This is a genomic window from Pararhizobium sp. DWP3-4 (assembly GCF_049898205.1).
Taxonomy (GTDB): Bacteria; Pseudomonadota; Alphaproteobacteria; order Rhizobiales; family Rhizobiaceae; genus Pararhizobium.
In genome coordinates, this window is the sequence record NZ_JAFCXF010000002.1 from 709,155 (window position 1) to 731,756 (window position 22,602).

Genomic DNA, 22,602 nt, shown 5'->3' on the forward strand with positions numbered 1-22,602 from the left:
CGGCTAGAGAGATTTCATGAAATGCCGCTCAACGGCCTGATAGCCACGGCGTTCATAGAGCCGTGTCGTCAGAGGATCGCCGCCAAGACCGACCAAATTGACGTAGACGCAACCACGCTCACGCGCCCAGCCTTCGTATGCATCCAGCATCGGCCGGGCATTGTTTCCCCGATAGTTCGGGTCGATCCAGAAAATCAGTTCGACGGCCATTTTAGCGGGCGCGAAGAGATGCGCCTGCGCTTGCGCGGCCAGGATACCGCGTGCTTGTCCGTCAGCTTCGAACACAAGGCACAGCATCTCAGGATCGTTGAGCGTGACACTGAAAAGGGCATCCGCCATGGGAGCGGAGAATGCAAACGGAAGTCCGGAAGCCGCGTGAAAAGCCTTGGCCATCGCCAGAACGCGCATGCGGTCAGCATAGACAGCGGGCCTGATCATCGCTGTGCCGGGATGTTGATAGATATGCGCTGCGGGGCTGCCGTGTCGATTTTGCCTGCGCTCTGTCCCCAGAACAGTTCCCATTCGCCAACCGTCGTAGCGTCCTGAAAGAAATTGTCCGTCGCGGACCGCAGCTTCTGGCTTTCGTTGGAGCGGGTATCGGAATTGACGCGCGTCATTTCCTGCGTATGGGAGACACAAGAAAGCACGATGGCGCCTTCCTCGTTTTCCGAAGGCGTGGTGATTTCAGGATCATCGACAAAGCCGACAAAGCGGCAGAACGCCGGAGCGACCAGCTGTCGGCTCTCAGGCGAGAACAGGCCGCGATAGATTTCTATGACAGCCTGTTTCAGATCATAGCCGCGCACGATGTTGGCCACGGCATCGTCGATCTGGGAGAGCGTAACAGTGACAGACTGCACCTCGGCGTTGGATACGAGAGGAACATCACTGATGGAGATCAACGATCCCGCGCCCTCGAAATTCCGGGTGACCGCTGTTCCCGTGTCGGGATTGAGGACAGACGCTGAGACATTGCTGACACCCGACCAAAAGCCGTATTCGAACGGTAGACCGGTATCGAGAGTACGTGCCTTCAACCAGATGAAGTCACGCGGGATCAGGCGCCGCTCTTGCAGGGCGGCGTTGTTTTCGGGTGAAAGCGCTCGCATGTCAGCCTCTCGATTCAAACGCTTGGAAAGAGATTTTCCCACGACCGGTACTGGCATCGGCCGTGGTGGTGATCGAGCCGGGGACAATGCTCATCAAGCAAAATGGCCGCAAAACCTTGAGGGACGCGCCGGCGGCGACGCCGGGCCAAAGATGCGGGCGCACTTCAAATTCGCCCGTGGTCGCGTCCTCAAGGATTTGATGCAGATCAGTTAAGCCGATTTGTACGTAATCCCCGACCGAATGACGGTAACCGGCGGGAAAACCTGCCGCCGATATGGCCCTGCGATTGACGTTGACGGTACCAAGCGTGCCTGCACCGGAGAAGCCGCCACCGGTGGGCCAACTCCCGTTAGGATAGGCAATCGGAAAGAACCGGCTTGGAGGGGTCGCGCGAAAAACTTGCAGGCCATTCTCAAGCCACTTGAGCCTGGCGCGCCAGGCATCGAGCAGGTTTGGGCTCAAATTCTTGCTGACCCATGTTCCGCCCCACAAGGGATCGCCCATGTCTTTGACATAAGTCTTGCCCCCAGCAGCTCGGCTTTGCTCTTGCCTGTACTGCAGGTCAAAGTCCGGCGCCCAACCGGGAAAGCTGGCGAGAATGTTCAGTCCATCAAAGGCCATCAGTGGAATTTCCCAAATTTCGTCCCACCAGCGTTCGCCTTGCGAATTGTCTGCACCACATTGGCGCTGAAATCGGCCTGCTGGCGGGTCAATGCTTGTTCCAGTCGCGCCACGGCTTCGACGGATGCACCACGGGCATCGATTGACGGTGCGAACGTTGCGCTGACCGCCATGCCGCCCTGCCGTACCCCACTCAACGAAGGCAAGCTGGGCACTTGAGGTACGATCCGCCCGCTTTGGGTCGGAACGAAAACCTCCGGACGCTTTTCACCCACAATATAGGGCTTACCCTTCTGGACCGGACCGCCGCGCTCACGGCCTGGCAGGAGAGAGCCAAGGCTTTTAAAGATGCCGCTAAAAAGCCCGCCGGATTCCCCGGACGACGCTGGCTTGAACAGCCCGTCGAAGGCGGCGCTTAGAAAAAGTTCGCTAAATCGCTTGGCGAGGCCAGACAACGCGTCGCCTAAGCTTTCTGCGCCTGTGATGGCCTCCATGGCTCCGGATTTGAATGCGTCATAAAACTCCCCAGCGGCCTGCTCATTCCGTTGTTGTTGGTCTTCCAGCCGGCGCAACACGTCAGCCTGCTCGGCATAAGCAGCGGACGCCGCATCGATTTTTGCCCGCTGTTCATCCGAGAGCTTGATGTTGTCGAGATCGGTTTGGCCCTTCTTACGCGCCTCTTCCCGAAGGTCGGCAAGGGCCGACTGTTCGAGATCAAGCGCCATCCGGCGGCGTTCCTGCGCCTCGAAGGAAGCGCCGACAGTTTTCTGCTCTTCGATAAGTGCCGCAGTACGGTCGCGAACTGCCTGAATGTCGTCGTTGAAACGGCTGTCGGCAGTTGCCTTAACAGGTTTGGCGGCGGTCGATTTGCTGGACGCGGAGCGGGACTTATCGGCAGCAATATTCGCCTCCGCTAACGCTGCAATTTGTTTGTCCGTAAGGAAAGCTCCGGATGGGATGTCTTTTCGGACGCGGGCAATCTCCGTTTCCAAAGCAAGCTGCTCTTTCGTCAAGCTATTACGCCGCTGCGCGTCCCTCAAGAATGCATTGCCAGCTTCGCGTGACTGGAAGTAGGGGTCTTTCTGCACTCTGCTGTCGCGATCCTCTGTGATCGTGGGGCCGCCTACGCTTGCGAGATCGGCCCGCGCCTGCTTAGCTCCGGCACTGATTAAGGCCAGCTGCGCGAGCACTGGTGCGATGGCGTCTGCGACCTCCTGAAAATTGTAATCAGCGTTAGCCATGCGAAACAACGACTGACGGGCATCCTCTGCAGCAATGCTCCCGTTCTCAACCCCTTCTTTCAGACGGCTGAGTTCGGCATATTGTGATGGCGTTATAAGGCTCATGGACTGGACCTGCGAAAACGCGTCCAGAAGGTTGATTGCTTCCTGTCGAATGTCAGCCAGTTGACCGGTCGCCGCATCGACCTCACCGGCCAGTGCATTTTTCAATGCCTCATCCGCACGCTTTCCAGCATCCTCGACGCCTGTAGCAGCCGCATCAGCCGAGGTTTCGAGGTGTTTTAGTCGTTCGGCAAAGCGGTCGGCTCCGGCTCCCGCTTCACCTGATGATGCGGAGAACAGCGCCAAGGCACCGACGACAGCTCCGCCGATTACAAGGCCAACCGGACCCGCCGCTGCCGATAAACCGCCAAGCGCGGTCGAGAGACTTCCAACTGTGGTTGCAGCGCGTAGTGCTGCCACGAAACGGGCCACCACGGAAGTGGCTAGCCCCAACTTTGCGATCATCAACCCGAGGGAGCGGCCAGCCAAAGCCCCGGCGATTATACCCGCGACCTTAAGAACAATATCAGCGGTCTGGTCGAAGTTGTCCGCTAAAGCATTAAGACCGCCGACAAGGCGCTGGGATGCGCCGAGGCTTGCATCCGTCTCACCAATATATTTGGTGAACGCGTTGCTAATCTTCGTAACACCCTGCTCAATCGTCTGCGTTGAGTTTGCAGCCATGGACTGGATTTGCGGCAGACCCTTGATGAACGCCTGAAAGAACTGCTGTCCAGACACCTTGCCGTCATTCACCAGTTGCTTGAGCTTGTTGACCGACCCGCCGGCCGCATCGAGCCCGGCGGCGACAGCGATAAGGATGGGACGCGCGCCCTCGTTGACGGAATTGAATTCTTCCGCCTGCACGCGTGCCGACCCAAGCAGCTGACCAAGCTGGGCCAACGCACCGGACGATTGTGCAGCACTGGCGCCGGAGACTTTTAATGCAGTCGCCACGCCATCCGAGAACTTGATGAGATCGTCTTGCGATGCACCGAGATTATCGGAAGCCTGCGCGGCCTTCCCGAACAGGTCCGCGAGTGCGCCAACCGGTGCGGCGTTGGCTTGTGCGGATTGATAAAGACGGTCCAATACATCGGCCTGGTTACTGCCGACAATGCCTGCGACAGCGAGGCTGTTCTTCGCTGAAGTCCATGCATCCGCATAACCGAGGACCTCCTTCACGGAGATAGCGGCGGCAATGCCCGTCAGGGGAACGATGAGAGAGCGCGCCGCACTTTGACCGATCGCACCAAGCCGCTTGTCCATTTGGCGGTAGCGGTTCTCGATTGCGCGAGCTTGTGAGTTCGTCACGCCTTGCGCACGCTGCATCTCCCGCTGATATTGCTTGATATCAGCCGAAAGTTGCACGACAAGTTTTTCAACGTCGGTTGCCATCCGGGCGTTCCTATGAAAACGGGTGTGGGGAGGTGAAGATGAAGGTTTCCAGAAGCAGATTGAGTGCCACAGGCTGGATCGGGGCCGCACTATTTGTGCTCCCCACCCCAATCGGGGCCTACTTACTGTCGGTCAAAAATTCGATGACTCCCGGAGAGGTCGCGTTTAAGCAGCGACTTGGTGAGGTGTCCGGCGTACCGTTCGCTCCGGAATTTCCGCTATTCTGGATAACCGCGCTCACAACACTGACGTTGGTCGGTGCGGTTATGCTGATTGTTGGCAGGGAAACATTGACCGACAGCTAGCCGGCCTCGATCCACTTCCAGAGTTCATCGGCCTCCTTTTCGGACAGCCCCTTATCCTCTGGACTGTTGGCCTTCACAAAGCCTTCCCAGGCAGCGGTGAATTGCCAGACGGACATGGCCCGCACTTGCTGCGGCGAAAATCCCATCGCGGCGCCGCAACCATAAATCGCGCCAAACCTCAGTTTTCCGTTGGGGAGGTCGTCAAGTCGCTCTCCGCTTCTGGGCTTGGCGCGCCGGTCTCCCCCACGCGTTCCTCCGGCGCCCCGATGCAACCAGCGGAAAGAACCGCCTGCGCAAAGACGAGGTTTTCGACCGGAGGGCGTTTTTCGACATAGGTCCGCGTGAGCTTCAACGCCGAGCCAGGCGTCATGCCGCCGCCGATCAGGCCGAGACGCAAAGTGTTGGAGATGTCGCCAATCTTCCAGCTTTCATCGAAAAGCCGGTTGAGGATGACATAGGGACCGGCGTCACAGGCTTCCTGCAGCAGCTCCAATTCACCCCAGCCGAGGCGGAAAGTGTGGTCACCATCCGCCCACGGCAGCATAATGGTCGCGTCGCGGCTCAATTAAGCCACCACACGTGTCATCTTGCCGTCGCTCTGCATGCTGACGCTACCTGTGACGCGCCGAGCGTTGGGTGCAGTCGTTTCCAAGTTCTCGACATGCATTTTTCCGGTCCACGTAATCGTCTTTGCCGGAAATTCCCAGATGACCTTAACCGGAACCGAATCGATGCTTTCCCACGCATCAAGCCATACCTCGACACTCTCTTCGGCGAGGATGGTTTCGCCCGCTATTGCCATGGAAAGGGACGTGGCATCGCGCCCCAACCAGTCGATGCTGTCCGGATCGTCACAGTCAGGGAGCTGGAACTCTTCCAAGCCCTTGTTGAACGTTATGGATCGCTGCGTCAGACCGCACGGCGATGCATAGACAATGGGGGCGGTGCCAGAGCCCAACTGGACCTTGACCTTGCCGCCCTTGATGGTTGTTCCTTCGGCCATGTTGTTTCTCCTTTGATGGCAGCGAAAAGCGCCTGCCCAATAGGCAGGGATGGCAGGATGCCAATATTGATGGTCGTCAGCGGATCTCGACGCCTGCCCTAAAAGTAAGGGCAGCATGGGAGGTTAGGCCGTCCGGATCGCGAAGGATGCGTCGGCCGGCATACGCAAAATAGACCAGGGCATTGTCAGCGAGCGGCAGACGTGTTTCATCCAGCGCCTGCTTCAGGGCCTTGGCGATGCGCCGGACTTCGCGATAACCCGGATCGCGGGACCAAGCATCAATTTGCAGGAAAATCTCCGATGCATCCATACAATCTGCATCCTCTGGTATCTCTTGCTCCGGCCCAAATGAGACATAGGGGAACGTCGCGGTGACCTCTCCAGCGGTGTCGCGTTCGACCCGATCGAAGACGCGATCCCCGATCAGCGCCACAACGACAGCATCGTCCTTGAGGCATTTCACGATTGCCACCTGCAGTTCGTGTGAAACATCTTCGGTCATGATCCGGACACCACCTGTTTTGCGGCGTCGCGCGTCGCTTTCCTGATGGCCCGAAGGCCCGATTTTCTGTTCGCGCGAAAGCTGACATAGAAGTAAGGATGCGCGGCAGTACCTGGATGAATTGTGCCCTCATACTTGCCGTTGTTCGGATGTCGGGCTGTACCGAACTCGACCCAACGGGCATAATAGGCCTCGGTGCTTCCTGCGTAGATGGTGATCGTCAAATCTCCGCCAAGGCTCGCCTTCACAGAAGCGACCGCTAGCGATCCCTTGGGAGCCTTCCCCCAGGTCCAACCGATGCTATCGCGCAAATCGCCATCTTCGATTGCGACGAGGCTTTTCATCATCGACACGATATCGTCGGCAATGTTCTCCATTGCCAAACGGATTTTCTGGCTTGTGACCAACGGGAGCCGTTTGAGCTTGCGGTCAAGTCGGGCAAGATTGAGAAGTTTCGTCATCCGGCCGCGACACCGCTCTGGCATAGGAAATCAAGCCACATTCGATCGTCACTCAGAGTGATTTCGCGAATGTTGAACAACACACCTGAACGCACGTCCCGTGCGCGCCACTCGGTAGTGGCAAGTCTTGCCGCCTCCGAAGACCGAATAAATACTAACTTAGAATGCTGGCCTTGAAGGCGACCTGCCAAGACCGTCTCGCCGCCGCGAAGATTGATGACTCCTGCCCGGCACTGGAACTGCTCAACGAACGCGCCGACCTTCACCCCATCTCCGCGATCTGCCTCGACACGCTTATCGAAGGCATATCGGTGAAAGAGATCACCCGCTGACCGAGACTTCGCCATCGATCTTTTCCTTGCCTTTGCCATCAATCTCAATGGCCTTGCCTGCCGCGATTGCCTTGTCGGCGCAATCGCGCTTCACGGTCTCCTCCATCCCCGCAAGATAACCAATGGTCACCTGCCCAGTGGGGAGGTAGTCGAAGTCGTGGGTAAACCGAACTCTCGCCATGACGGCCTCCTATCGATATACGCGGTATGGGGACAACAGTGCATCCACGGCGAACGGTAAGGTTTCGACAGTCGCGCCAACCACGACTGGCGCCCGGGTGTGATACCATTGGTGGACTAGCATCAGGATCGCGACCTTGATCGGCGCGGGCACAGCATTTGCCCATACGACCGGATCTCCGGACGATGTCCCGTAACCAGCGCGATAACGGATTTTCACATCACCCTGCCGCCCACGCAGTGGCGGCAGATTCGCAAAATAAAGTGGCGTTGGAACCGGCCATGTCTGCTCAATGCCATCGGGGTCGATGTACTTAACCGACACCACCTCAATCTCCGGCGGATAGGGAAGTCGGAAATCACCGCAAGGCCAGGCACACGACTGCCATTCAAGCACCTGCACCCCGAGCGCACGCCCCAGCCGACCCGCAGGGCCATCGAGCCAGGTCGTTGCCGCCAAAATGTAGGTTTCGATCAGCGTATCATCGTCAGAATACTCGACGATGAGGTGCTTTTTCGCCTCATCCAGAGTAACGACGGGCTGCGGAGGCTCGATGACGACAACGCGCATGATCGGTTCTCAGGCTTCAGACTGTGAGGTTGTAGTACCTGCGGCCGGGGTTGTTGGCGCAAGCTTGTCGCTGTCTTGGTCAGTCGGCGCGGCCTTGTTGGCGACAGGTGGCGCTATCTTGTTCTTGACCGGCAGAGCTTTCTTCGGCTTGGCAGCCGCAACTGCAGCCGCAATTTCCTCCGCAGTATTACGCGAGGCGTAACCACGGGGTGGATAGCTGGATGCTTTGTAGCCGGCAGCCACATACTCCGAGACAGTAGGGCTATCGTCGCGAAGGTCGCCCCCCTTCGAGGCCTTCCGAATAGCACCTAGAGCCACCAGGGTGTCGAAATCCGTCTGGTCGAATTCGCGAATGGTGCCCTCGGCGTCACCATCGAGGGGCTTAAGAAGTTCAGCTTTGATCATGATAATCTCCAAACTTAGGAAAAGCCCGGCGCTGCATCGAGCAGCGCCGGCCAAGGGCTAGGCAAAGACCTTAGGCAACGCGGCCGAGGTCACCGTAGACGAGCGACTGGGGACGATAGATCGCCAGGGCGAGACGCTCTTCAGCGCGGATCGTGACTTTGTTCTTCACGAAGTTGTCCTGGTCTTCCGTCGACACATCGATCGTGGCGTCCTGTCGGTCGAAGATCTGCGCGGCGAGGTTGAATGCGCCGACCAGAGCCTTGTCGACGCCCATTGCCTGCGTTTCGACGACCGGGAGACCCCAAAGGGCCTTCTGGATCGTTCCCTGCGGGTTGCCGATCAGGTATCGGCCATCGCCATCCTTCGTCATCTCGATGGCAGCCATATCGATCGGGTTCATCACGATGCCGTTCGGCGGATACTCGGCAAGCGCAGCCTGCAAGATCATCAGACGGATGATGTCAATCTGCGTGGTGGCCGTCAGGCTGCCCGGTGCTGCGTAGGCGGTCGCCGCAGTCACGAGACCAAGGATATTCTGCCCGGTACCGGAGCCGTTGAGCAGTTGTTGCTCCTCAACAAAAGCCAGGCCGTAACGGAGACGCTGGTCAATGATCGAACGGAGGCCGGGCGCGTCGGCGAGGATCTGCACAGACGTGCGCATCCAGTGTGCGATAGTACGAACGTTCGCAGTCTTGTCTTCAAACTGCAGTTCGGACTGCGGCTTGGCAGTGCCTTCGGCCACGGGCGCCGCGCTATTCGTAAACAGCTTTTCCTGCTCGTATTCGATCTGATTGCTGGCAGTCGTGCCAGGCAACAGCAGAGACCGGACAGTCAGGCGTCGCTGCGGCTGCTCCACCTGGAGGCCGCGACGATCTGTCGGGATCAACGCGCCGGCAGATCCGGCGGCATCCGTGGTCAGCGACGTGATGTCCTTAACGTCGACCAGAACGCGACCACGGGGACGGGTCTGACCTGCAAACGCCTTGAAGGATTCATCCTCGACGAACCGCTCACCGGCAGAAAGCGCCGTATCGGCATTCGTGTTGCGGCGTGCCAATTTCTGGTCGAGTTCATCGAGACGTGCCTTGGCCTCGTTCATCCCGATGATGGCCTGATCCGCCAATTCCTTGGCAGTTGCGGCCAGCGGCGTACCCTTCTCGGCTTCGGCAAGCGCCTTTTCGGCAATTTCCTTGACCTTGTCGTGTTTGGTATCGAAATCGCGGCGCACTTCCGCAGCGAGTTCTGCAGCGGTCTTCGTGCCGGTCGGATTGTTATCCGGCGGTGCAAAAACGATACGTGGGCCGAAAGGCAGTGCGGCCATGGATGCCACGACGAATGCAATCGAGCTGCCGCTAAGGACAGCCAGTTTATGTCCCGACATGGGGAACCTCCAGTTTTTCGGTTGAGATCGAGCTTTCAGCTCATAAGGGCTTGCAAAAACGCAACGCCGTCGTCAGCCGCGTCGGCAAGGTCCCCTTGCCCTTTCAGGTGAAGGCGCGCGGCGCGCTCCGCCTGCGAATTCGAGAAACCCAGCCCCTTGAGCCAAGTCTCGAACTCTCGTTCCGTCAGCCGGTCCCCGGCCTTCAGCTTTTCCATAAGATCATGCGCGGCTTTTGCAGCCTTGACGCTCTGCACAACCGCATTCTCGTTTGCGCCGAGGGAGACGATGCTCACCTCGATAAGATCGAGCTTTTCAAGCGTCCAGACGCCGCTGTCAGTATCGACGCTGTATTCCTTGACCCGGTAACCGATGGATAGACCATCGATGTCGCCAGCTTTCAAAAGGGCATAGGCCTCGCGACCGCGCTGAACATCCATGTTGAGCTTGCCGTGCAACAGCAAGCCGTGATCGTCTTCATTCGCGTCAAGCCATTTGCCGATCGGCTCGTCAGCATTGTGCTGCCAGAAGAGCTTTGGCATCGTGCCCTTGGCCTTATGGGCCGCCAGGCTGTCCACGTATGCGCCGGAGGCGATCACGTCACCATAGGCATCTGGCTCGCCACCGAACGTGGAGCCATAACCCTCGAACTCGCCACTTTCTTTAAGAGCCTTGATCTCAAGAATGGGCGCTGTTTTCTTATCCATTGTTGCGATCTCCCTTGATTGCATCAGCCAGTGGGATGTCCTGCATCTGGACGGTCACGATATCGCCGCCTTCGATCGGGGGTAAATTCTCAAGCGCGCGGCATTCGTTACGCGTCGCAATACCCATTCGAATTGCCTTTTCGTACGCTTCGTACCGACTGGCGGTGTCGCCTCGGAGCAGACCTTCGAAGTTGAACTCGATGGTAATTCCCTGGGCGCGGCGCTCGGCAAGCGGGACGAGCTGTTTCAACAGGGCCTGCTCAATGCGCTTAAGCCGTTTCCGCAGCGTGAATTTCTGAAAGCCGAGGACGTCGATCTCTTTCCCCGTCCCCCAGTTCGACGAGCTGTCCCCGAAACCGACCATTGCAGGCGGAACTCCGAAAATCCTGCAAATCTGTTCGCCGCTGAATTTGCGGCTTTCCAGCATCTGGGCGTCTTGCGGTTTTACCGAAAGCTGGGTCCATTTCAGCCCGTTATCGAGCAGCATCGGGCGGCCGCTACGCATGGCGCCTTGGTGCCTCTCTTGCAGAAGGGTTTCCAACTCCTGCCGCTGATCTTTCGTAAGCATGACACTATCTGGGGTGGACAAGATCCCTGTTGGGCTGATGCCATTGCTAAACATCGAACTGGCGGCCTGCTCGGCCGACAAGGCATCGTCGAAAACGCTCCGGCACATCGACAACGTCGAGGCGCCAGACAGAGCGTCGCCGAGTGAACCGCGAATGTGTAGAACATCCTCCCCGGGCTTCACGACCCTGCGACCGTTATCGCTCCACTCGTATTCCAGGTCGCCATTGCCGTTGCGTCGGACCTTTACGAGATCAGGCCGGATCGGATGCAGGGCGTTTAGAATGCCGCCAGAACGGCGCTCCATGACGGCATAGGCGTTGCCATACAGCTCGATGCTCGCCGCCATGACTTCCCAGAAATCGACAGCTGTCTGGTCATAGTTTGGGCTGTCGTGCAGCACAAAATAGAGAGGGTGATCGCGAGCAACGGTTCGGACACCCTTCGAATCCGTCCGATAAACCATCAGCGGCAAGGAGGCGATCGTCCCCGCGATCAACTGTACGCATGCCCAGGTCGCGGAAAGACCAACGGCGGAAGATCCCTGAGCGGAGCGCAAGTCCCGATAATCCGCGACGGTTACCTGATTGGTGACGAAATTCGCGCCGTTCTCCGTCGAGACCTGAGATCCACGCCACGGTTCGATGTCCTTGACGCCGTCGCGGCGCATAAGTCGTGTCAGCCAGTTCATGCGTAGCTCGCAATCCATGCTTTTGCGTCGAAGACCGAAGCAGCTTCCGGGTTATGGCTCATCATTTCGGCCGCGTTGAATGCGGCCATCAGCGGGTCAATCTTGGCGCTGTTAGAGCGCTTATTGAGATAGACGTTACTGCCGCGAGCCTCTGACATGACGTTACCAACGCACCAGTTGAGGAGGGGCGACCCGCAATGTCGCATCGTCCCATCAGCAAGCTTCCGCTCTACGCCGAAGATGGCAGACGAGAGTTTGTAGCCCTGACTGACGGCTTGCGTGCAGGGTGACCCGATGCCGTGAGAAGCCAATTCCTCGAGCAGAGCTGGGACACCAGCAGGATCGAGACCGATACCACCCTTTTCTGGCAACAGGCCGGCGTTTCGCAAATCGAGGATGATAGCGGCGGCCTCTTCGGCGTCCTGCGTTACTCGTTCACAGATGACGAGATCGCCGTCCTTTTCGAACCCGCGCAGGGCTTCAACGATTTCTTTGTTGCGGGTGAGCAGTATCTGCTGCGCCCAAGCCTTGACCCACAGCATCCACTGACGGGTCACCTTGTGTCGGCCGAGAATGGCAAGCCCCCAGAGGTCATCGAGGCCGCCGACGTCGCCTCCAGCTACGACAACATCGCTATTTGCCTTGATGTATTCATAGGAAAGCCTCTTGTCCGCCGCCTGCTCCCAATAGTCAGACCCGACCCACCGGTCGGAATGCATTGCAAGACCGATCTGAATATTCAGATGCTGCGACGCCCATTCCCGCGCGGACCCCTCGCCCTTATCCTGTGCAGTCCGCCACTCCGACATCAGCCGCTCGACAGTAATCGACCTGCCGAGGTTCGGCAGGACCAGTGACCAGTTCGCGGGATCGCGCCAGGGCTTTTCTGGAGAGGTCTGCATTGCCTCGGGAAATTCGTAGAGGATCGGGAGCATCCGAACGCCCTCGGTGATGCGACCGTCCCTCACACCGCGAGCATACTGCAATTCATCTCTAAACACGCCGAAGGGTGGTACCTCCGACTGTGTCGTGATGATGATCAAGAGGCTGTCCTCGTTGGTGATCATCCCTCCACGGATCTGGCCGATCACGCGGCTGGCAAAACTTGCATGCGCCATCACGTGGAGTTCGTCCAGAATGGCAAAGGCCGGTATAGACCCTGTTACAACCTTCGGATCGAAGCTCTTGATCTTTAGCTTGGCGTTCATCCGGACGCCGGTTTCGGGATCGACATGCTGATCCACAATCGTCTTCTTGTGGTCGATTACCTTGAACCGGCGATCAAGGTAATCATCTGCCTTGATCATCGCCACGGCCTGCTCGAAGCACTTCTCGGCGACTTCCTGCGTCGGGCCCACGATCATTCCGTCGATGTTCGGCCGTGTGTTCATCATCAGCGCGATCAGCCCGAGCGCCGCCGCATTGGTCGTCTTGCCGTTTTTCTTCGGCACCAGGTTGAAGATCTCGCCGACATAACGTTTCCCGGTCTTTGGGTCAATCGAACCAAAGGCCACACGAACGATGTCGCGCATCCATTCCCCGGCAGCCTGCCCCATCGTCGGCATGCCACGAATATCTGGCACGCGCAGCTTATTGAACAGGGCAACGGCGCACTCTGCGCGCACTTCGTCGAGTGGAATGTGCGGGATAGGTGTCTTTCCCGCCTGAAGCTTCTGAAACCAGTCCGGGCACGCGAATGAGACGGCGTCGGTCAATGCTTGCGTCCCATCTTCGCGAAGATATCGCCGTAGTCATCGGGAATAACCTGGGCGTCCTGCAGTCGTTGCTCTTTCTTGCCGAGAGGTGCCGCCCGCTCCTCTGCGTCGTCGTCTTCATCTCGCTCCGACGGCTTATTGCGGGGAGCCATCGGTCCAGCCTCTGCCAGCCTCTCTCGCAACTGACGGATTGAAGGCGTGTGACCTTCCCGAACCCGCTTGAACAACACATCGAGCATTAGGCCATCGACAAAGACGGCCCCATTTTCCAGCTCACGGGAAAAATGTTTGCGGAGCGTCTTTTCATCGACCCCCATGTCCTCGGCGATGCGCTTATGCGTCCAACCGGCCGCGACACGTACCATGACAAAGTCTTGATTATCCTTGTCTTTTTTGAATGATGGACGGCCCCGCCGATCACGGAGGGGGAGTATCTTATTCCCGAACAAGTCAATGTCAGGCTTGTCGCCAGAATTTTCGTTTGCCACAGGAAAAAAACCTCTGAAAGCGGGGGACGCGGGTCCGGAGGGGCGGCGGTTTTCAGACTTTTGACCCGCCCCCCCCCTTCGGGCCTGATCAGCCCTCGTCGGGGGTCTGGCCGACCTCGACCATGACAGGAGGATGTGCAGTGCCGATGATACGGAGGATGACAGGAGCACCTGCATTGATGCGCTCGATCTCGTCGGGTGTTGGCAACCACGCGGTACACATAGCGTGGGTGCCATCACCACCAACGGTGCAATTGATGGTCTCATCACGAAGGGGAAGGCCCAGGTATCCTTGGCTCTTGCCGATCACGCGGGTTGCTCCCGCGATCATACCAATCTGCATATCACCAACCGGGCTGAGCCCGCTCCTGCTTCTGCTTCTCGCTGTCGTGGTAGGCTTTGCTCACGGTCTGGACATTCTTGATGTCCCAGAACAATTGCTCATCACCGTTGTGTTTGATCCGGTGGTCAGCAACAGGGCTGTTCGGTGCAGGGTACTTCCCCATGCAGATGACACCGGTCTGCTGGCAGGTGTAGGCATCACGAAGCAACACCTCTAACCTCAGCTTGCGCCAGCGCTCGGTCTTGTACCACTTGCGCCATGCCACGTTCTGGTCACGCTCACGAAGGCGAGTCTTCTCATCACCAGCCAGACGGCCGAGCCGTGGTGCCATGGCGCTCAGCCTTGGCGCGAGAGTGGTGAGCTTGCCCATACTCTAAGAGCGCAAAAGGCGACCTATCGGCCGCCTCGTCAAACTCTGTTTATAGCAGTAGCAGTTGCCCTGAATCGGTGCCTCGAAAGTTTTGAGGCTGGTAGGGCGGGGTCCGGGCGCGAGAGCGAAGGTCACTGAGAACCGGATCATCCACTCCACTTTCTAGTCATAAGCGTCTCAGCAATGCAAGAGGCAACAGAACGGGCACTGGACGCCCCAACAGCACCATCTCGACGACAGCGTCGCCGCACCCGTCTGTCCTGCAGGTGATGATTTCGCCCTTCAGGAAACTGAACGGCCCGGCGGTCACCTCGACCTTCTGGCCTTTGCTAAACAGCCCAGCCGGACGTTTGAAATCGTACTCCCCACGCGCCGCCTTCTCATTGAAAGTAGTCATTTCTTGAAAGGCGACACAACGCGGATTATCCCACCCACCAACCACACCACGGACATAGTCGAAACCCTTAAGACCGCGCATCGCTTCAGGGGTGGAAACGCATCGAACAGGCACATAACCATTGAGGACAGGTAGGTCTTGCGGTGGCAATTCCTTGTGTCTGCGGCGAAGAACGGGACCTTTACGCATTGCCACAACCGCATCGATTTCTGCATCGCCGAGCATCTTTTCCACAGTTAGCTCCCGCCCGCTATCGACCTGAAGGCAGATCCACGTTGCCTCCTTTGGCGATTCGTCGGCGATTCGCTTAGAGGCTGCAGCCACTTCCCGCGCTCTAATGGCCTGATGATCGGCTAGCTTCGAAAGCTGCATGATGCCCTTCATCGACACCTTGCCGTCAAATCCGTTGAACCTATGCTGCATGTTCATCGCCCTGCCCTCTGCCGATTGTTTCCTTGAACGTGTCCAGCGCCGCCAAGACAGCGTCGTCGCTGTCACCATCGGTCACCGGGAAGCAGATCCATTCCGCCGAGCCCATTTCTGGCCATGGCCAACCCATCCGCTCATGCAGGCGCTTCCAGGCCGCGACGATCGCGGCATCGCGTTGCGTGCTGTACGATTTGAAGCCCTCTGAAGCCGCAACGAGTTCCGGCGAGACATGCACTGGCTTGAAGCCGTTATGCATCTCGGTGACCTTCGGCCAAGCGTAGCGCATTCGCCATTGCCTACGCTCCGTCTCGCCCTTCTCACCGCCTGCCTTCACAACAGCTTCGAGATAGGCCGTCATGCGTGGCAACGGCTGCTCTGGCCCCAGCAGCGTTGCAATTCGCATCGCCTGCCATGCACGGCTGAAAGCCTTGAATACCTGGGGTGCCTGATGGCTGACACCCGACGCAGTGCCTATCCGTTCCCAAGCACGCTCCGACAGATACGTGGCCCCAGCCTTCGTGAAAGATCGACCGATTGCCTTGGTCGACGACAGATAGGCGGCGGTCCGCTCCTCGCAGTCCCGGCGTTGCTGCGGCGTCAACGCCAGCCAAGCGCGCCGCGTCGTCATCTCGGTATCGCTGGCATAGCTGGGCCAAGTTGCCCACCATTTCCGAAACCGGCGCTCTAGGTTCTTGGGATTTTCTTCCTCTTCCCCATTTTCGCTCGCGCGCTCTCTCTCTCTTTCGTTAGAAGACGGCGTTAAAGATGTATCGTTAATAGGTGCCCGCTGGGCAAGGCAGGGGGTGCCCGACGTGGAAGGCAGGGGGTGCCCGCTGGAGAAGGCAGGGGGGGCATCCGACACAACGCCCGCTATAGGATCATATTCCTCGTCCACTTCACCATCATTCCAAGAAGACATGACCATATCCGACACGGCCCGATCGTGAATGACACGGTACCAGTGAGCGGAGTCGCGGCCGTCTGCGCTTTCGATCTCGCGTTTTTCGACAACCCCAATTTCGTAGAGTCGACTTAGCGACGCCTGGACCGTGGAGCGACCGCAGCCGAGTTCGTCCGCCATCTTGACCTGACTGCGTCGGCACCATCCCTCTTTGTTTGTGAAGCTGCCGAGAAGGCACAGCACCTTGAGATCGCTGCCCTTCAGGCGGCTGTCGGTGATGATCCAGGCAGGAACGATAGAAAACCGTGCATTACTCATGCCGCACCTCGAACGTGTATGGCGAGCACGATCCCAAACCAGAACGTAGCGAGTTCGGCAAAACCCAGCAGACCAAAGCGCTCGCGCAGGTGATCGCGCCGAGCTCGTGAATTCCAAATGATGACCAAGGATATCAGCAAGATCGAATCCGTCATCTACGCCCCCTTCCCCTCGCCGCCGCGTGCGATAATCGCCAGCCCGATGCGGGCATATTCCCGCTCGAACCGAATCCGTTGTGGAATTGTCCCGCTCGAGTCGCGGATGGCCGAAGACGCGGCGACCTCAGCATTGAGCGCCGCTATCCCGTCTTGAAATCCGGCGGTTACGAGGAGGTCATGAATGGCAACATGATCCCGTGAGAGGACCTGCTCAGGCACCCTCAGAAGCCAGCGGGCGCGCATGGCGTCGTCCGGGGCATTAGCCAGCTGTTCGATAATCGGAAGCATGATCGTCATTCCGCCGCCTCGCTGACACGCGGCGCCAGCACCGGATAAGCGCCGTCATCGTCCGCTTCGCCAATCAACCCGGCCGCGAGGAACTCACCAATCAGCGCTTCCGCCACACTGTCGCGAACACCGATCTCGCGGCGCAGATCGCGCCGACCGAACGCAGCAACAGACCGTATCCAGACAAGAGCCAACTCCCGGCCTTCGTCGATCCGCTCATCCATGGTTTTTCGTGGGGTTGTACGGGTGAAGTCCTCGTCATCGTCGATAAACGACGCCATCGAAACAGCGCCGCCGTCGCCTGGCGCGAGCCCTGACCGCTCCTGATAGTCGGCCCAGTCCACCCGCTTCATGCTGGTGTCCTGCCCATAGGTTCCGTCAGGCTGCAGCTCCCAGACAAACCACGCGGTGTTCATCCGGCTGGACGCCCTTTTTCCGTCATAACCTTCGCGATGCATCATCGGCAGGCGCCGCTTGAACACGTAAACCCTCGCCGGCGGGTTATCGTCCATCACGAACGACCGAGCCTCATCCTTAAAGCCGCAGAGAAAATTGAGATTTAGGAGCAAGGCCATCTTGCGTGGCCGGTGCACGCGCAGCGCATGCGCCACGAAATCGTTCAGGACATCGCCATAGGGCGGGTTGGTGACGATATCCGGCCCCTCGCCATCACCCGCCACGCTGGCGAGAAAGTCGCCGACCGCCTGACGTCCCCCATGCTGATCCGTCGCGCCACGGTCGACGAGGTCGGAAAGGAGAACCGCATAACCCTGCCCTTCCAGCACCTTCGAAATTGCGCCCAGGCCGCATGCGGGCTCCCAGATGGTCCCCGAGAAATTTTCAAAGGCTAACAGGGTCCGCATCGCCTCCGGCGGCGTCTGGTAGAAATTGTCGCCGCGATCCTTTTTGCTAGCCGAGGCCGTGCCGATCGCAGATCGCAGATTGGCGCGGGAAGGCTCTAGACCGCCCTCGACCCGCGCTTTTACCGTGCTTTCGAGGAAGCCGGGCGAGCGCTCATGCGCCTCGCGGTACCGCCGTCCTTCCATGATTTCCTTGCGGGTCAGGCCCGCATCGGCCAGCTTGAAAACGTTCTCGTCTGGAACGTTTTTTGGCCGCCCTTGTCCCGCCGCCTCGCCACGATCGCGCGCCGCGTCATAGGCGTCCGCTATCCGAATTTTGGCCCATACCTCAATCAACAGCGCATCGGCCTGCATGCGATGTGCCTTATCGACCAGCCGCTTTCCGGCAGCTCCGAATTCTGCGGCAAACCCGGCTGCCGCCTTGCTTTCGCGATAGGCGCCCGAGGCAAGGACCTTGGCCGCCACCGCGTCTCCCTCGTCGAGCAGCGACCGTGCACGCTCGATTGTCTGCACCAGGTCAGATGCATCGGGCGCCACCGCCGGAAGGTTTTCTATTTCATGCGGCCCCTGCTCAGCCTGCGCCGGTCCTGCCAGAACAACCATTGAAACAGCGACCGCGAGTTTTTGCGCCTTCTCGGTCGGATACCAGATCGTGCCATCCTTCGGATCACGCGACAGCATGCCCTTCCCGTTCAGCTTGCGCGCCGCCGACTGTTCCTGCGGTGTCGCGCACCGATACGACCCAGACAGGCATGCCGATTGCAGTACCCTAGCCTGGGCTTCACCAATCTGGCCGTTCATCATTCAGCACTCCGCAATCTGGCGAGATACGCCCGGCCCTTTGGTGAAATGGAGACACAACGCCGGTCTGGCCCTGCGGGACCGGCGAGATCCTGCCGGAGGCAGGCCTGCGACTGGCGCCGATCGTCATCGGTTTCGAGAAACAGCCGCCCACCAGCCGCTTCCAGCTTGCGCAGGAAGGCACGAGCCGTACCCTCAAGCGTCACGTCGAGCGTCGACTGCATCGGCGAGGAAGCGGAAAGGCGGCCTGGCAAGGTGAGATGGCAGAGCGGCATCAATCACCCACCACGCGCAGGCCCGCCGAAATCCCGCCCCGCGCGATGATCTGGGTAAGTGAAGTCTTCATGTCCGGGATTTTGCGTTCCATTGCCTCAAGGTTGCGCATCGAGATCATTGCCTCGGAGGGCGTGATGACCATGTCGGAGACAGCAGCGGCCAGGCCGATCTGCAATTCACCGTTCAGCCGCTGCAGCTCGCCATTGTCCCGCATGACGCACCGCCCGTCCGCCGGCTTGTCCTTGGGGCTGACGAGCGTGCATTCGTGCAGTTCGGCCATGGCGCGTGTCACGACGGGATCGCCGCATTCAGCCTCAAGGCGGATGATCGCCGTGATCGGGAGAAGCTCGGTATCAGTCGTCGAGTTGCAGCGACCAATCTGGCTTTTCGAGATCGATGCCAGTTCCGCGCTTTCCTCGATCCCGCCGTTAAGCTTGATCAACATGCGGTTGGCGGCTTTCAGCCGGTGAAACCATGCATTCGTCATTGTATCGGACATCGGAACGTCTCCCGCGCAAGCGCGCAAAAAAGCCTTTCCCGCGCCGGGAATTTCGAGCGGGTTTTCCCATAGTGGGAAGAGATGAAACTTGCGAATGTCAGCCCATCAGATCACGGAGGACCGCAGGAACATGGCAAACCAAAAAACAAAGTGGCCCCGGCTGGGAGGAGGAGATGCCGGGGCCAGTCGGCAAGGCCCGTGGGAGAGGGGAGGAACCCCACGGTCTCTCTGCCTTGCTGGGGGAACCGATAAGACATCATTGAGCGGCCTCATGGGTGAGTTGGAACTCCGTCGAGACCTCTCTGACCGCGCAATTTGCGAGGTACAGCTCCGTTGGCCCGTATGCCGTCAACGCAATGATCGTCGGCCAGTGACGATCTGGTATTCCAGTCCTCGTCCACTTGTAGACCGCGTCGCGGGAAATCTCAGCGCCAGCTGTAACGCTGGCGCGCGCAATCGCATCGGGGCCACCCGCATCCTTGATGATCTTCCTAATCGAGATTTCGCTCATAGGTGCACCAATACTGGATTTTAATTCCAACTTCAAGGCACTCGAATTCCAAACCGGAAAATAAATCCGAAAGTATGATGGTTAGCATGTTTTGGTGGCAGAGATTAGATCAGAGGCGGAGCGAGCTTGGCTGGAATAAGGCTGAGATGGCTCGTCGCACAGGAATACCTTACGACAACATCAACAAATATTTGCGTGGCGAAGTTGAAAACCCGCGCGGGGACACCTTGGAGGCGCTTGCTAAGGCGATCAGGCGGCCATTGGTGTGGCTGCGAGATGGCACTGAAGTTGGGGAAAATGACGTCACCCCTTCCGCCGGCAAACTCGTAGCAGCAGCAATCGTAGGGCGGGTCGAAGCTGGATCGTTTCGCGAAATCGACGAGTTCGACCAGTCTGAACAGGTTTTAATTTCCGTTCCGGCCGACGAGCGGTTCCCGCACGCTCGTATGCTGGTGTTCGACGTATCCGGGGATTCCATGAATGATCTAAGCCCCAGGCCGATCTTGGATGGCGACCGCATCGTTTGCGTTGCCTATGAAGATGTCGCACATGAAGCGGTACTGCGAGACCGTATGGTCGTAGTGGTCGAGCGAACGCGCGACGGAGGGCAAACAAGAGAGTGGTCGGTTAAGCAGGTAGAGATCTATCAGGATCGGACCGAATTTCACCCTCGATCAACAAACCCTAAGCATAAGCCAATTGTTATTTACAGAGACATTAATGCCGACGATGGCGTGAAAGTAGAGATAATTGCATTAGCTCGAAGCATTCAGAACGATCTGACATTCTAACTTACGCTGCCAGCGCTTCGGTCTTCATGAAACGCGAGCATGCTTCGCGTATCCCCGCAATCAGCCAGCTTTTTGGCTCGGTGCACAAAAGCATTTCACCATCGGGACCAAGAAAGTTCATCACAGGATACACCCCGAAGTCTGGGCCGTGACCTACTGGGGATAGCTTAGTAACCCTGAAGCTGTAGCCCGGAAACTTTCGCAGCAGAAGGTCAATTAGTTTCTCCTGCTGAGTAAGCGAGCCGCGATTGTCTGGCGGGGGCACAATTACAAAACTCATCACATCCCTACAGGTCATAATTCTTCTCCTGTCCAATACCGATGATGTTTCCGACCAGACATTGGCAATCCATGCAGTGAAATCGCATTTCGCCAAGCAAACCACTCTCAATGAGTTCGTCTATGTCCTCCGGCGCGTCGTCCACAGCAGGCACGTCAATGCGCCGCTCACTTTCCCGCAAGCAGTTTGAGCATCGAAGGTGAAGATTGAAGACGCGAGGCTTGTGTCGAAGCGCAACTGACATAACGTTTGTTCTCCTTTGGTTCTCATAAATCCAGAAATTAACTGTCGAGTCGAGTCGAATCATCAATATGGAATTTAAATCCAATTACGGATTGACCTTTCAGACTATTGGATTTATTTTCCAGTTTGTCCGCGCCATCCTGGCGCCATGGAGAACGGAAATGACCACGAACAAATTTGACAACGCTTCCCCCCGTCAAATCATCGAAGCAATGGCAGAGGGAATGCGACGCCAGGGCGACGGCTGCACCGATCGCCACCTGAAACTGCTCGGCTTCAGCCAATCCCATCTAGACCTCTACGGCGATGCCGCCCGTGAGATGGCGATGGCCAAGGCCGAGCCTCTTTCCAAGGTCCGCGTTCCCGCCCGTCGCGCGGCCTAACCCGATGGACACCCGCACGCTCACGGAAACCGGCGAAGTCGTTGTCGCTGACGAGGCGCCAGCCGCCTCGCCGTTCCTGAGTTGGTTTCTGACGGGCGCGCTCGCCACCCTCCCCATACACGGCCTTGTCGCCTTCATTTTTTGGAGAATGTCATGAAGCATCGCCTCACCAGTTATGAACTTGCACGCCTGCAGGTACGTCAGGATCGTCGTCTGCTTGCCATTGTCCTCTTCGGTTTGCTCATGGCCCTCTTCATGAGCGCCGCGCTCATCCCCGCCGGCATTCACCGCCAGGCTGCGTGGCACTATGCTGAGGCCCGCGTCTGATGTCGCGCGCCCTTCAATTAGCTTTGGCCGAATGCCGCCGCGACGCCGTGGAGCCATCAGGCTCCTTCGAGCAGATCGCGGCCCGCCATGGCCTCGACCCTGAAGACCTGTGCGTCGCGTGGTTCGACGATCCCGCACGAGAATCCACAACCCGCCTGCGCCAGCAGCGTGACAGACAGCAGCAGGAGAGCCGCCTCCATGACGCACACCAGTCAGCTTAAGGTCTCCGCCGCCCCAGCACGAGCAACACACGAGTTCATACCCGCCGTCGTCGAGACGATCCGGGCCGACGTGTTCGCGGGCTATCCGACGCGTGAGATCGCGAAACGCCACGGCGTGTCGTACTCCGTCATGGAGGTGTTTCTCGCGACCCGCCGGGGCCGCTGGTTGAGTGAGCGCCGGGCACCGTACCAGGTGAAACGCGATCGAATCGTGCTGTTTCGCCCCAGATCGCGCCGCGACGGCGGCTACGACATTCGCCCATTCTCAGTCGCCAAGATCTCAATGCATGTCGCAGCCCTGGAGGGAAGGCCATGAAGCCAGCCCCGATCGAGCGCCCTATGCTGCCATTCCGGGTCCATTTCAACGACCCGGCAATCCAACCGTTTGATATCGACGCCTGCGACGCGGCCGAAGTGCGCGAGCGCATGAAGAAGCAGAGGCCGGAACAGTCGATCAACAAGATCAAGATCGTCAGGGAGAACTTCTAG

At 58.5% G+C, this 22,602-nt stretch carries 35 protein-coding genes; 7 read left to right on the forward strand and 28 right to left on the reverse strand.

What is annotated here, in order from left to right; translation table 11 throughout:
• Nucleotides 1-3 precede the first annotated feature (3 nt).
• The 4 genes from ACP7E6_RS08600 to ACP7E6_RS08615 are packed head-to-tail and all read right to left on the reverse strand — an operon-like array spanning nt 4 to nt 4,412.
• Nucleotides 4-438, reverse strand: a complete 435-nt coding sequence (locus ACP7E6_RS08600; RefSeq protein WP_426229286.1) for a GNAT family N-acetyltransferase — start codon at nt 436-438, stop codon at nt 4-6.
• Nucleotides 435-1,109, reverse strand: a complete 675-nt coding sequence (locus ACP7E6_RS08605; RefSeq protein ID WP_426229287.1) for a hypothetical protein — start codon at nt 1,107-1,109, stop codon at nt 435-437. The genes ACP7E6_RS08600 and ACP7E6_RS08605 overlap by 4 nt, the downstream gene beginning before the upstream one ends.
• Nucleotide 1,110: 1 nt before the next feature.
• Nucleotides 1,111-1,731, reverse strand: coding sequence for a hypothetical protein (locus ACP7E6_RS08610; protein WP_426229288.1), 621 nt, complete (start codon nt 1,729-1,731; stop codon nt 1,111-1,113).
• Complete coding sequence (locus ACP7E6_RS08615; RefSeq protein ID WP_426229289.1) at nt 1,731-4,412, reverse strand: tape measure protein; 2,682 nt, start codon at nt 4,410-4,412, stop codon at nt 1,731-1,733. The genes ACP7E6_RS08610 and ACP7E6_RS08615 overlap by 1 nt, the downstream gene beginning before the upstream one ends.
• Nucleotides 4,413-4,450: 38 nt before the next feature.
• On the opposite strand from ACP7E6_RS08615, the gene ACP7E6_RS08620 reads away from it, so the two are divergent.
• Nucleotides 4,451-4,717: a hypothetical protein gene (locus ACP7E6_RS08620; RefSeq protein WP_426229290.1), complete on the forward strand. Its 267-nt coding sequence runs from the start codon at nt 4,451-4,453 to the stop codon at nt 4,715-4,717.
• A gap of 178 nt (nt 4,718-4,895) precedes the next feature.
• Here ACP7E6_RS08620 and ACP7E6_RS08625 read toward each other — a convergent pair whose 3' ends face one another.
• The 23 genes from ACP7E6_RS08625 to ACP7E6_RS08735 all read right to left on the reverse strand — a co-directional run bounded on the left by ACP7E6_RS08625 (nt 4,896) and on the right by ACP7E6_RS08735 (nt 19,868).
• The gene (locus tag ACP7E6_RS08625; protein ID WP_426229291.1) at nt 4,896-5,282 is read right to left on the reverse strand and encodes a gene transfer agent family protein; all 387 of its coding nucleotides are present in this window, start codon (nt 5,280-5,282) and stop codon (nt 4,896-4,898) included.
• Nucleotides 5,283-5,720: a phage tail tube protein gene (locus tag ACP7E6_RS08630; protein WP_426229292.1), complete on the reverse strand. Its 438-nt coding sequence runs from the start codon at nt 5,718-5,720 to the stop codon at nt 5,283-5,285. It abuts the gene before it with no gap.
• A gap of 76 nt (nt 5,721-5,796) precedes the next feature.
• Complete coding sequence (locus tag ACP7E6_RS08635) at nt 5,797-6,222, reverse strand: DUF3168 domain-containing protein (RefSeq protein ID WP_426229293.1); 426 nt, start codon at nt 6,220-6,222, stop codon at nt 5,797-5,799.
• Nucleotides 6,219-6,683: an HK97 gp10 family phage protein gene (locus tag ACP7E6_RS08640; protein ID WP_426229294.1), complete on the reverse strand. Its 465-nt coding sequence runs from the start codon at nt 6,681-6,683 to the stop codon at nt 6,219-6,221. Before ACP7E6_RS08640 ends, ACP7E6_RS08635 begins: the two co-directional genes overlap by 4 nt.
• A complete protein-coding gene (locus ACP7E6_RS08645) occupies nt 6,680-7,054 on the reverse strand; it encodes a phage head completion protein (protein ID WP_426229295.1) in 375 nt (124 codons plus the stop codon). The genes ACP7E6_RS08640 and ACP7E6_RS08645 overlap by 4 nt, the downstream gene beginning before the upstream one ends.
• Complete coding sequence (locus tag ACP7E6_RS08650; RefSeq protein WP_426229296.1) at nt 7,005-7,196, reverse strand: hypothetical protein; 192 nt, start codon at nt 7,194-7,196, stop codon at nt 7,005-7,007. Before ACP7E6_RS08650 ends, ACP7E6_RS08645 begins: the two co-directional genes overlap by 50 nt.
• 9 nt (nt 7,197-7,205) lie before the next feature.
• On the reverse strand, nt 7,206-7,766 hold the full coding sequence (locus ACP7E6_RS08655) for a head-tail connector protein (RefSeq protein ID WP_426229297.1): 561 nt from the start codon (nt 7,764-7,766) through the stop codon (nt 7,206-7,208).
• A 9-nt stretch (nt 7,767-7,775) separates the two neighbouring features.
• Entirely contained in the window at nt 7,776-8,171 is a 396-nt protein-coding gene (locus ACP7E6_RS08660) for a hypothetical protein (protein ID WP_426229298.1), read from the reverse strand.
• A 70-nt stretch (nt 8,172-8,241) separates the two neighbouring features.
• Nucleotides 8,242-9,552: a phage major capsid protein gene (locus ACP7E6_RS08665; RefSeq protein ID WP_426229299.1), complete on the reverse strand. Its 1,311-nt coding sequence runs from the start codon at nt 9,550-9,552 to the stop codon at nt 8,242-8,244.
• A gap of 35 nt (nt 9,553-9,587) precedes the next feature.
• Nucleotides 9,588-10,256, reverse strand: a complete 669-nt coding sequence (locus ACP7E6_RS08670; RefSeq protein ID WP_426229300.1) for an HK97 family phage prohead protease — start codon at nt 10,254-10,256, stop codon at nt 9,588-9,590.
• On the reverse strand, nt 10,249-11,514 hold the full coding sequence (locus tag ACP7E6_RS08675) for a phage portal protein (protein ID WP_426229301.1): 1,266 nt from the start codon (nt 11,512-11,514) through the stop codon (nt 10,249-10,251). The genes ACP7E6_RS08670 and ACP7E6_RS08675 overlap by 8 nt, the downstream gene beginning before the upstream one ends.
• Nucleotides 11,511-13,229: a terminase large subunit gene (locus tag ACP7E6_RS08680; protein ID WP_426229302.1), complete on the reverse strand. Its 1,719-nt coding sequence runs from the start codon at nt 13,227-13,229 to the stop codon at nt 11,511-11,513. The genes ACP7E6_RS08675 and ACP7E6_RS08680 overlap by 4 nt, the downstream gene beginning before the upstream one ends.
• Nucleotides 13,226-13,717: a hypothetical protein gene (locus ACP7E6_RS08685; protein ID WP_426229303.1), complete on the reverse strand. Its 492-nt coding sequence runs from the start codon at nt 13,715-13,717 to the stop codon at nt 13,226-13,228. The genes ACP7E6_RS08680 and ACP7E6_RS08685 overlap by 4 nt, the downstream gene beginning before the upstream one ends.
• A gap of 88 nt (nt 13,718-13,805) precedes the next feature.
• On the reverse strand, nt 13,806-14,060 hold the full coding sequence (locus ACP7E6_RS08690) for a hypothetical protein (protein WP_426229304.1): 255 nt from the start codon (nt 14,058-14,060) through the stop codon (nt 13,806-13,808).
• A gap of 1 nt (nt 14,061) precedes the next feature.
• Complete coding sequence (locus ACP7E6_RS08695; RefSeq protein WP_426229305.1) at nt 14,062-14,391, reverse strand: HNH endonuclease; 330 nt, start codon at nt 14,389-14,391, stop codon at nt 14,062-14,064.
• A gap of 205 nt (nt 14,392-14,596) precedes the next feature.
• Nucleotides 14,597-15,256, reverse strand: a complete 660-nt coding sequence (locus tag ACP7E6_RS08700; RefSeq protein ID WP_426229306.1) for a transcription termination/antitermination NusG family protein — start codon at nt 15,254-15,256, stop codon at nt 14,597-14,599.
• Nucleotides 15,240-16,475 (reverse strand): helix-turn-helix domain-containing protein, encoded by a 1,236-nt coding sequence (locus ACP7E6_RS08705; RefSeq protein WP_426229307.1) that lies wholly within the window; start codon nt 16,473-16,475, stop codon nt 15,240-15,242. The genes ACP7E6_RS08700 and ACP7E6_RS08705 overlap by 17 nt, the downstream gene beginning before the upstream one ends.
• Nucleotides 16,472-16,630, reverse strand: a complete 159-nt coding sequence (locus tag ACP7E6_RS08710) for a hypothetical protein (protein WP_426229308.1) — start codon at nt 16,628-16,630, stop codon at nt 16,472-16,474. Before ACP7E6_RS08710 ends, ACP7E6_RS08705 begins: the two co-directional genes overlap by 4 nt.
• Nucleotides 16,631-16,930, reverse strand: a complete 300-nt coding sequence (locus tag ACP7E6_RS08715) for a hypothetical protein (RefSeq protein WP_426229309.1) — start codon at nt 16,928-16,930, stop codon at nt 16,631-16,633.
• Nucleotides 16,927-18,585, reverse strand: a complete 1,659-nt coding sequence (locus ACP7E6_RS08720) for a hypothetical protein (RefSeq protein ID WP_426229310.1) — start codon at nt 18,583-18,585, stop codon at nt 16,927-16,929. Before ACP7E6_RS08720 ends, ACP7E6_RS08715 begins: the two co-directional genes overlap by 4 nt.
• Nucleotides 18,582-18,857, reverse strand: a complete 276-nt coding sequence (locus ACP7E6_RS08725; RefSeq protein ID WP_426229311.1) for a hypothetical protein — start codon at nt 18,855-18,857, stop codon at nt 18,582-18,584. The genes ACP7E6_RS08720 and ACP7E6_RS08725 overlap by 4 nt, the downstream gene beginning before the upstream one ends.
• The gene (locus ACP7E6_RS08730; protein ID WP_426229312.1) at nt 18,857-19,357 is read right to left on the reverse strand and encodes a hypothetical protein; all 501 of its coding nucleotides are present in this window, start codon (nt 19,355-19,357) and stop codon (nt 18,857-18,859) included. Before ACP7E6_RS08730 ends, ACP7E6_RS08725 begins: the two co-directional genes overlap by 1 nt.
• Before the next feature lie 256 nt (nt 19,358-19,613).
• Nucleotides 19,614-19,868, reverse strand: coding sequence for a carph-isopro domain-containing protein (locus ACP7E6_RS08735; protein WP_426229456.1), 255 nt, complete (start codon nt 19,866-19,868; stop codon nt 19,614-19,616).
• Nucleotides 19,869-20,014: 146 nt separating this feature from the next.
• Here ACP7E6_RS08735 and ACP7E6_RS08740 point away from each other — a divergent pair, with 146 nt between their 5' ends.
• Nucleotides 20,015-20,659, forward strand: coding sequence for a S24 family peptidase (locus ACP7E6_RS08740; protein ID WP_426229313.1), 645 nt, complete (start codon nt 20,015-20,017; stop codon nt 20,657-20,659).
• A gap of 1 nt (nt 20,660) precedes the next feature.
• Here ACP7E6_RS08740 and ACP7E6_RS08745 read toward each other — a convergent pair whose 3' ends face one another.
• The gene (locus ACP7E6_RS08745; RefSeq protein WP_426229314.1) at nt 20,661-21,035 is read right to left on the reverse strand and encodes a hypothetical protein; all 375 of its coding nucleotides are present in this window, start codon (nt 21,033-21,035) and stop codon (nt 20,661-20,663) included.
• 215 nt (nt 21,036-21,250) lie between these two features.
• Here ACP7E6_RS08745 and ACP7E6_RS08750 point away from each other — a divergent pair, with 215 nt between their 5' ends.
• The 5 genes from ACP7E6_RS08750 to ACP7E6_RS08770 all read left to right on the forward strand — a co-directional run bounded on the left by ACP7E6_RS08750 (nt 21,251) and on the right by ACP7E6_RS08770 (nt 22,602).
• Nucleotides 21,251-21,565, forward strand: coding sequence for a hypothetical protein (locus ACP7E6_RS08750; protein ID WP_426229315.1), 315 nt, complete (start codon nt 21,251-21,253; stop codon nt 21,563-21,565).
• A gap of 153 nt (nt 21,566-21,718) precedes the next feature.
• The gene (locus ACP7E6_RS08755) at nt 21,719-21,892 is read left to right on the forward strand and encodes a hypothetical protein (RefSeq protein WP_426229316.1); all 174 of its coding nucleotides are present in this window, start codon (nt 21,719-21,721) and stop codon (nt 21,890-21,892) included.
• Nucleotides 21,892-22,113, forward strand: coding sequence for a hypothetical protein (locus ACP7E6_RS08760; RefSeq protein WP_426229317.1), 222 nt, complete (start codon nt 21,892-21,894; stop codon nt 22,111-22,113). Before ACP7E6_RS08755 ends, ACP7E6_RS08760 begins: the two co-directional genes overlap by 1 nt.
• Complete coding sequence (locus tag ACP7E6_RS08765) at nt 22,091-22,429, forward strand: hypothetical protein (protein WP_426229318.1); 339 nt, start codon at nt 22,091-22,093, stop codon at nt 22,427-22,429. The genes ACP7E6_RS08760 and ACP7E6_RS08765 overlap by 23 nt, the downstream gene beginning before the upstream one ends.
• Nucleotides 22,426-22,602: a hypothetical protein gene (locus ACP7E6_RS08770; RefSeq protein ID WP_426229319.1), complete on the forward strand. Its 177-nt coding sequence runs from the start codon at nt 22,426-22,428 to the stop codon at nt 22,600-22,602. The genes ACP7E6_RS08765 and ACP7E6_RS08770 overlap by 4 nt, the downstream gene beginning before the upstream one ends.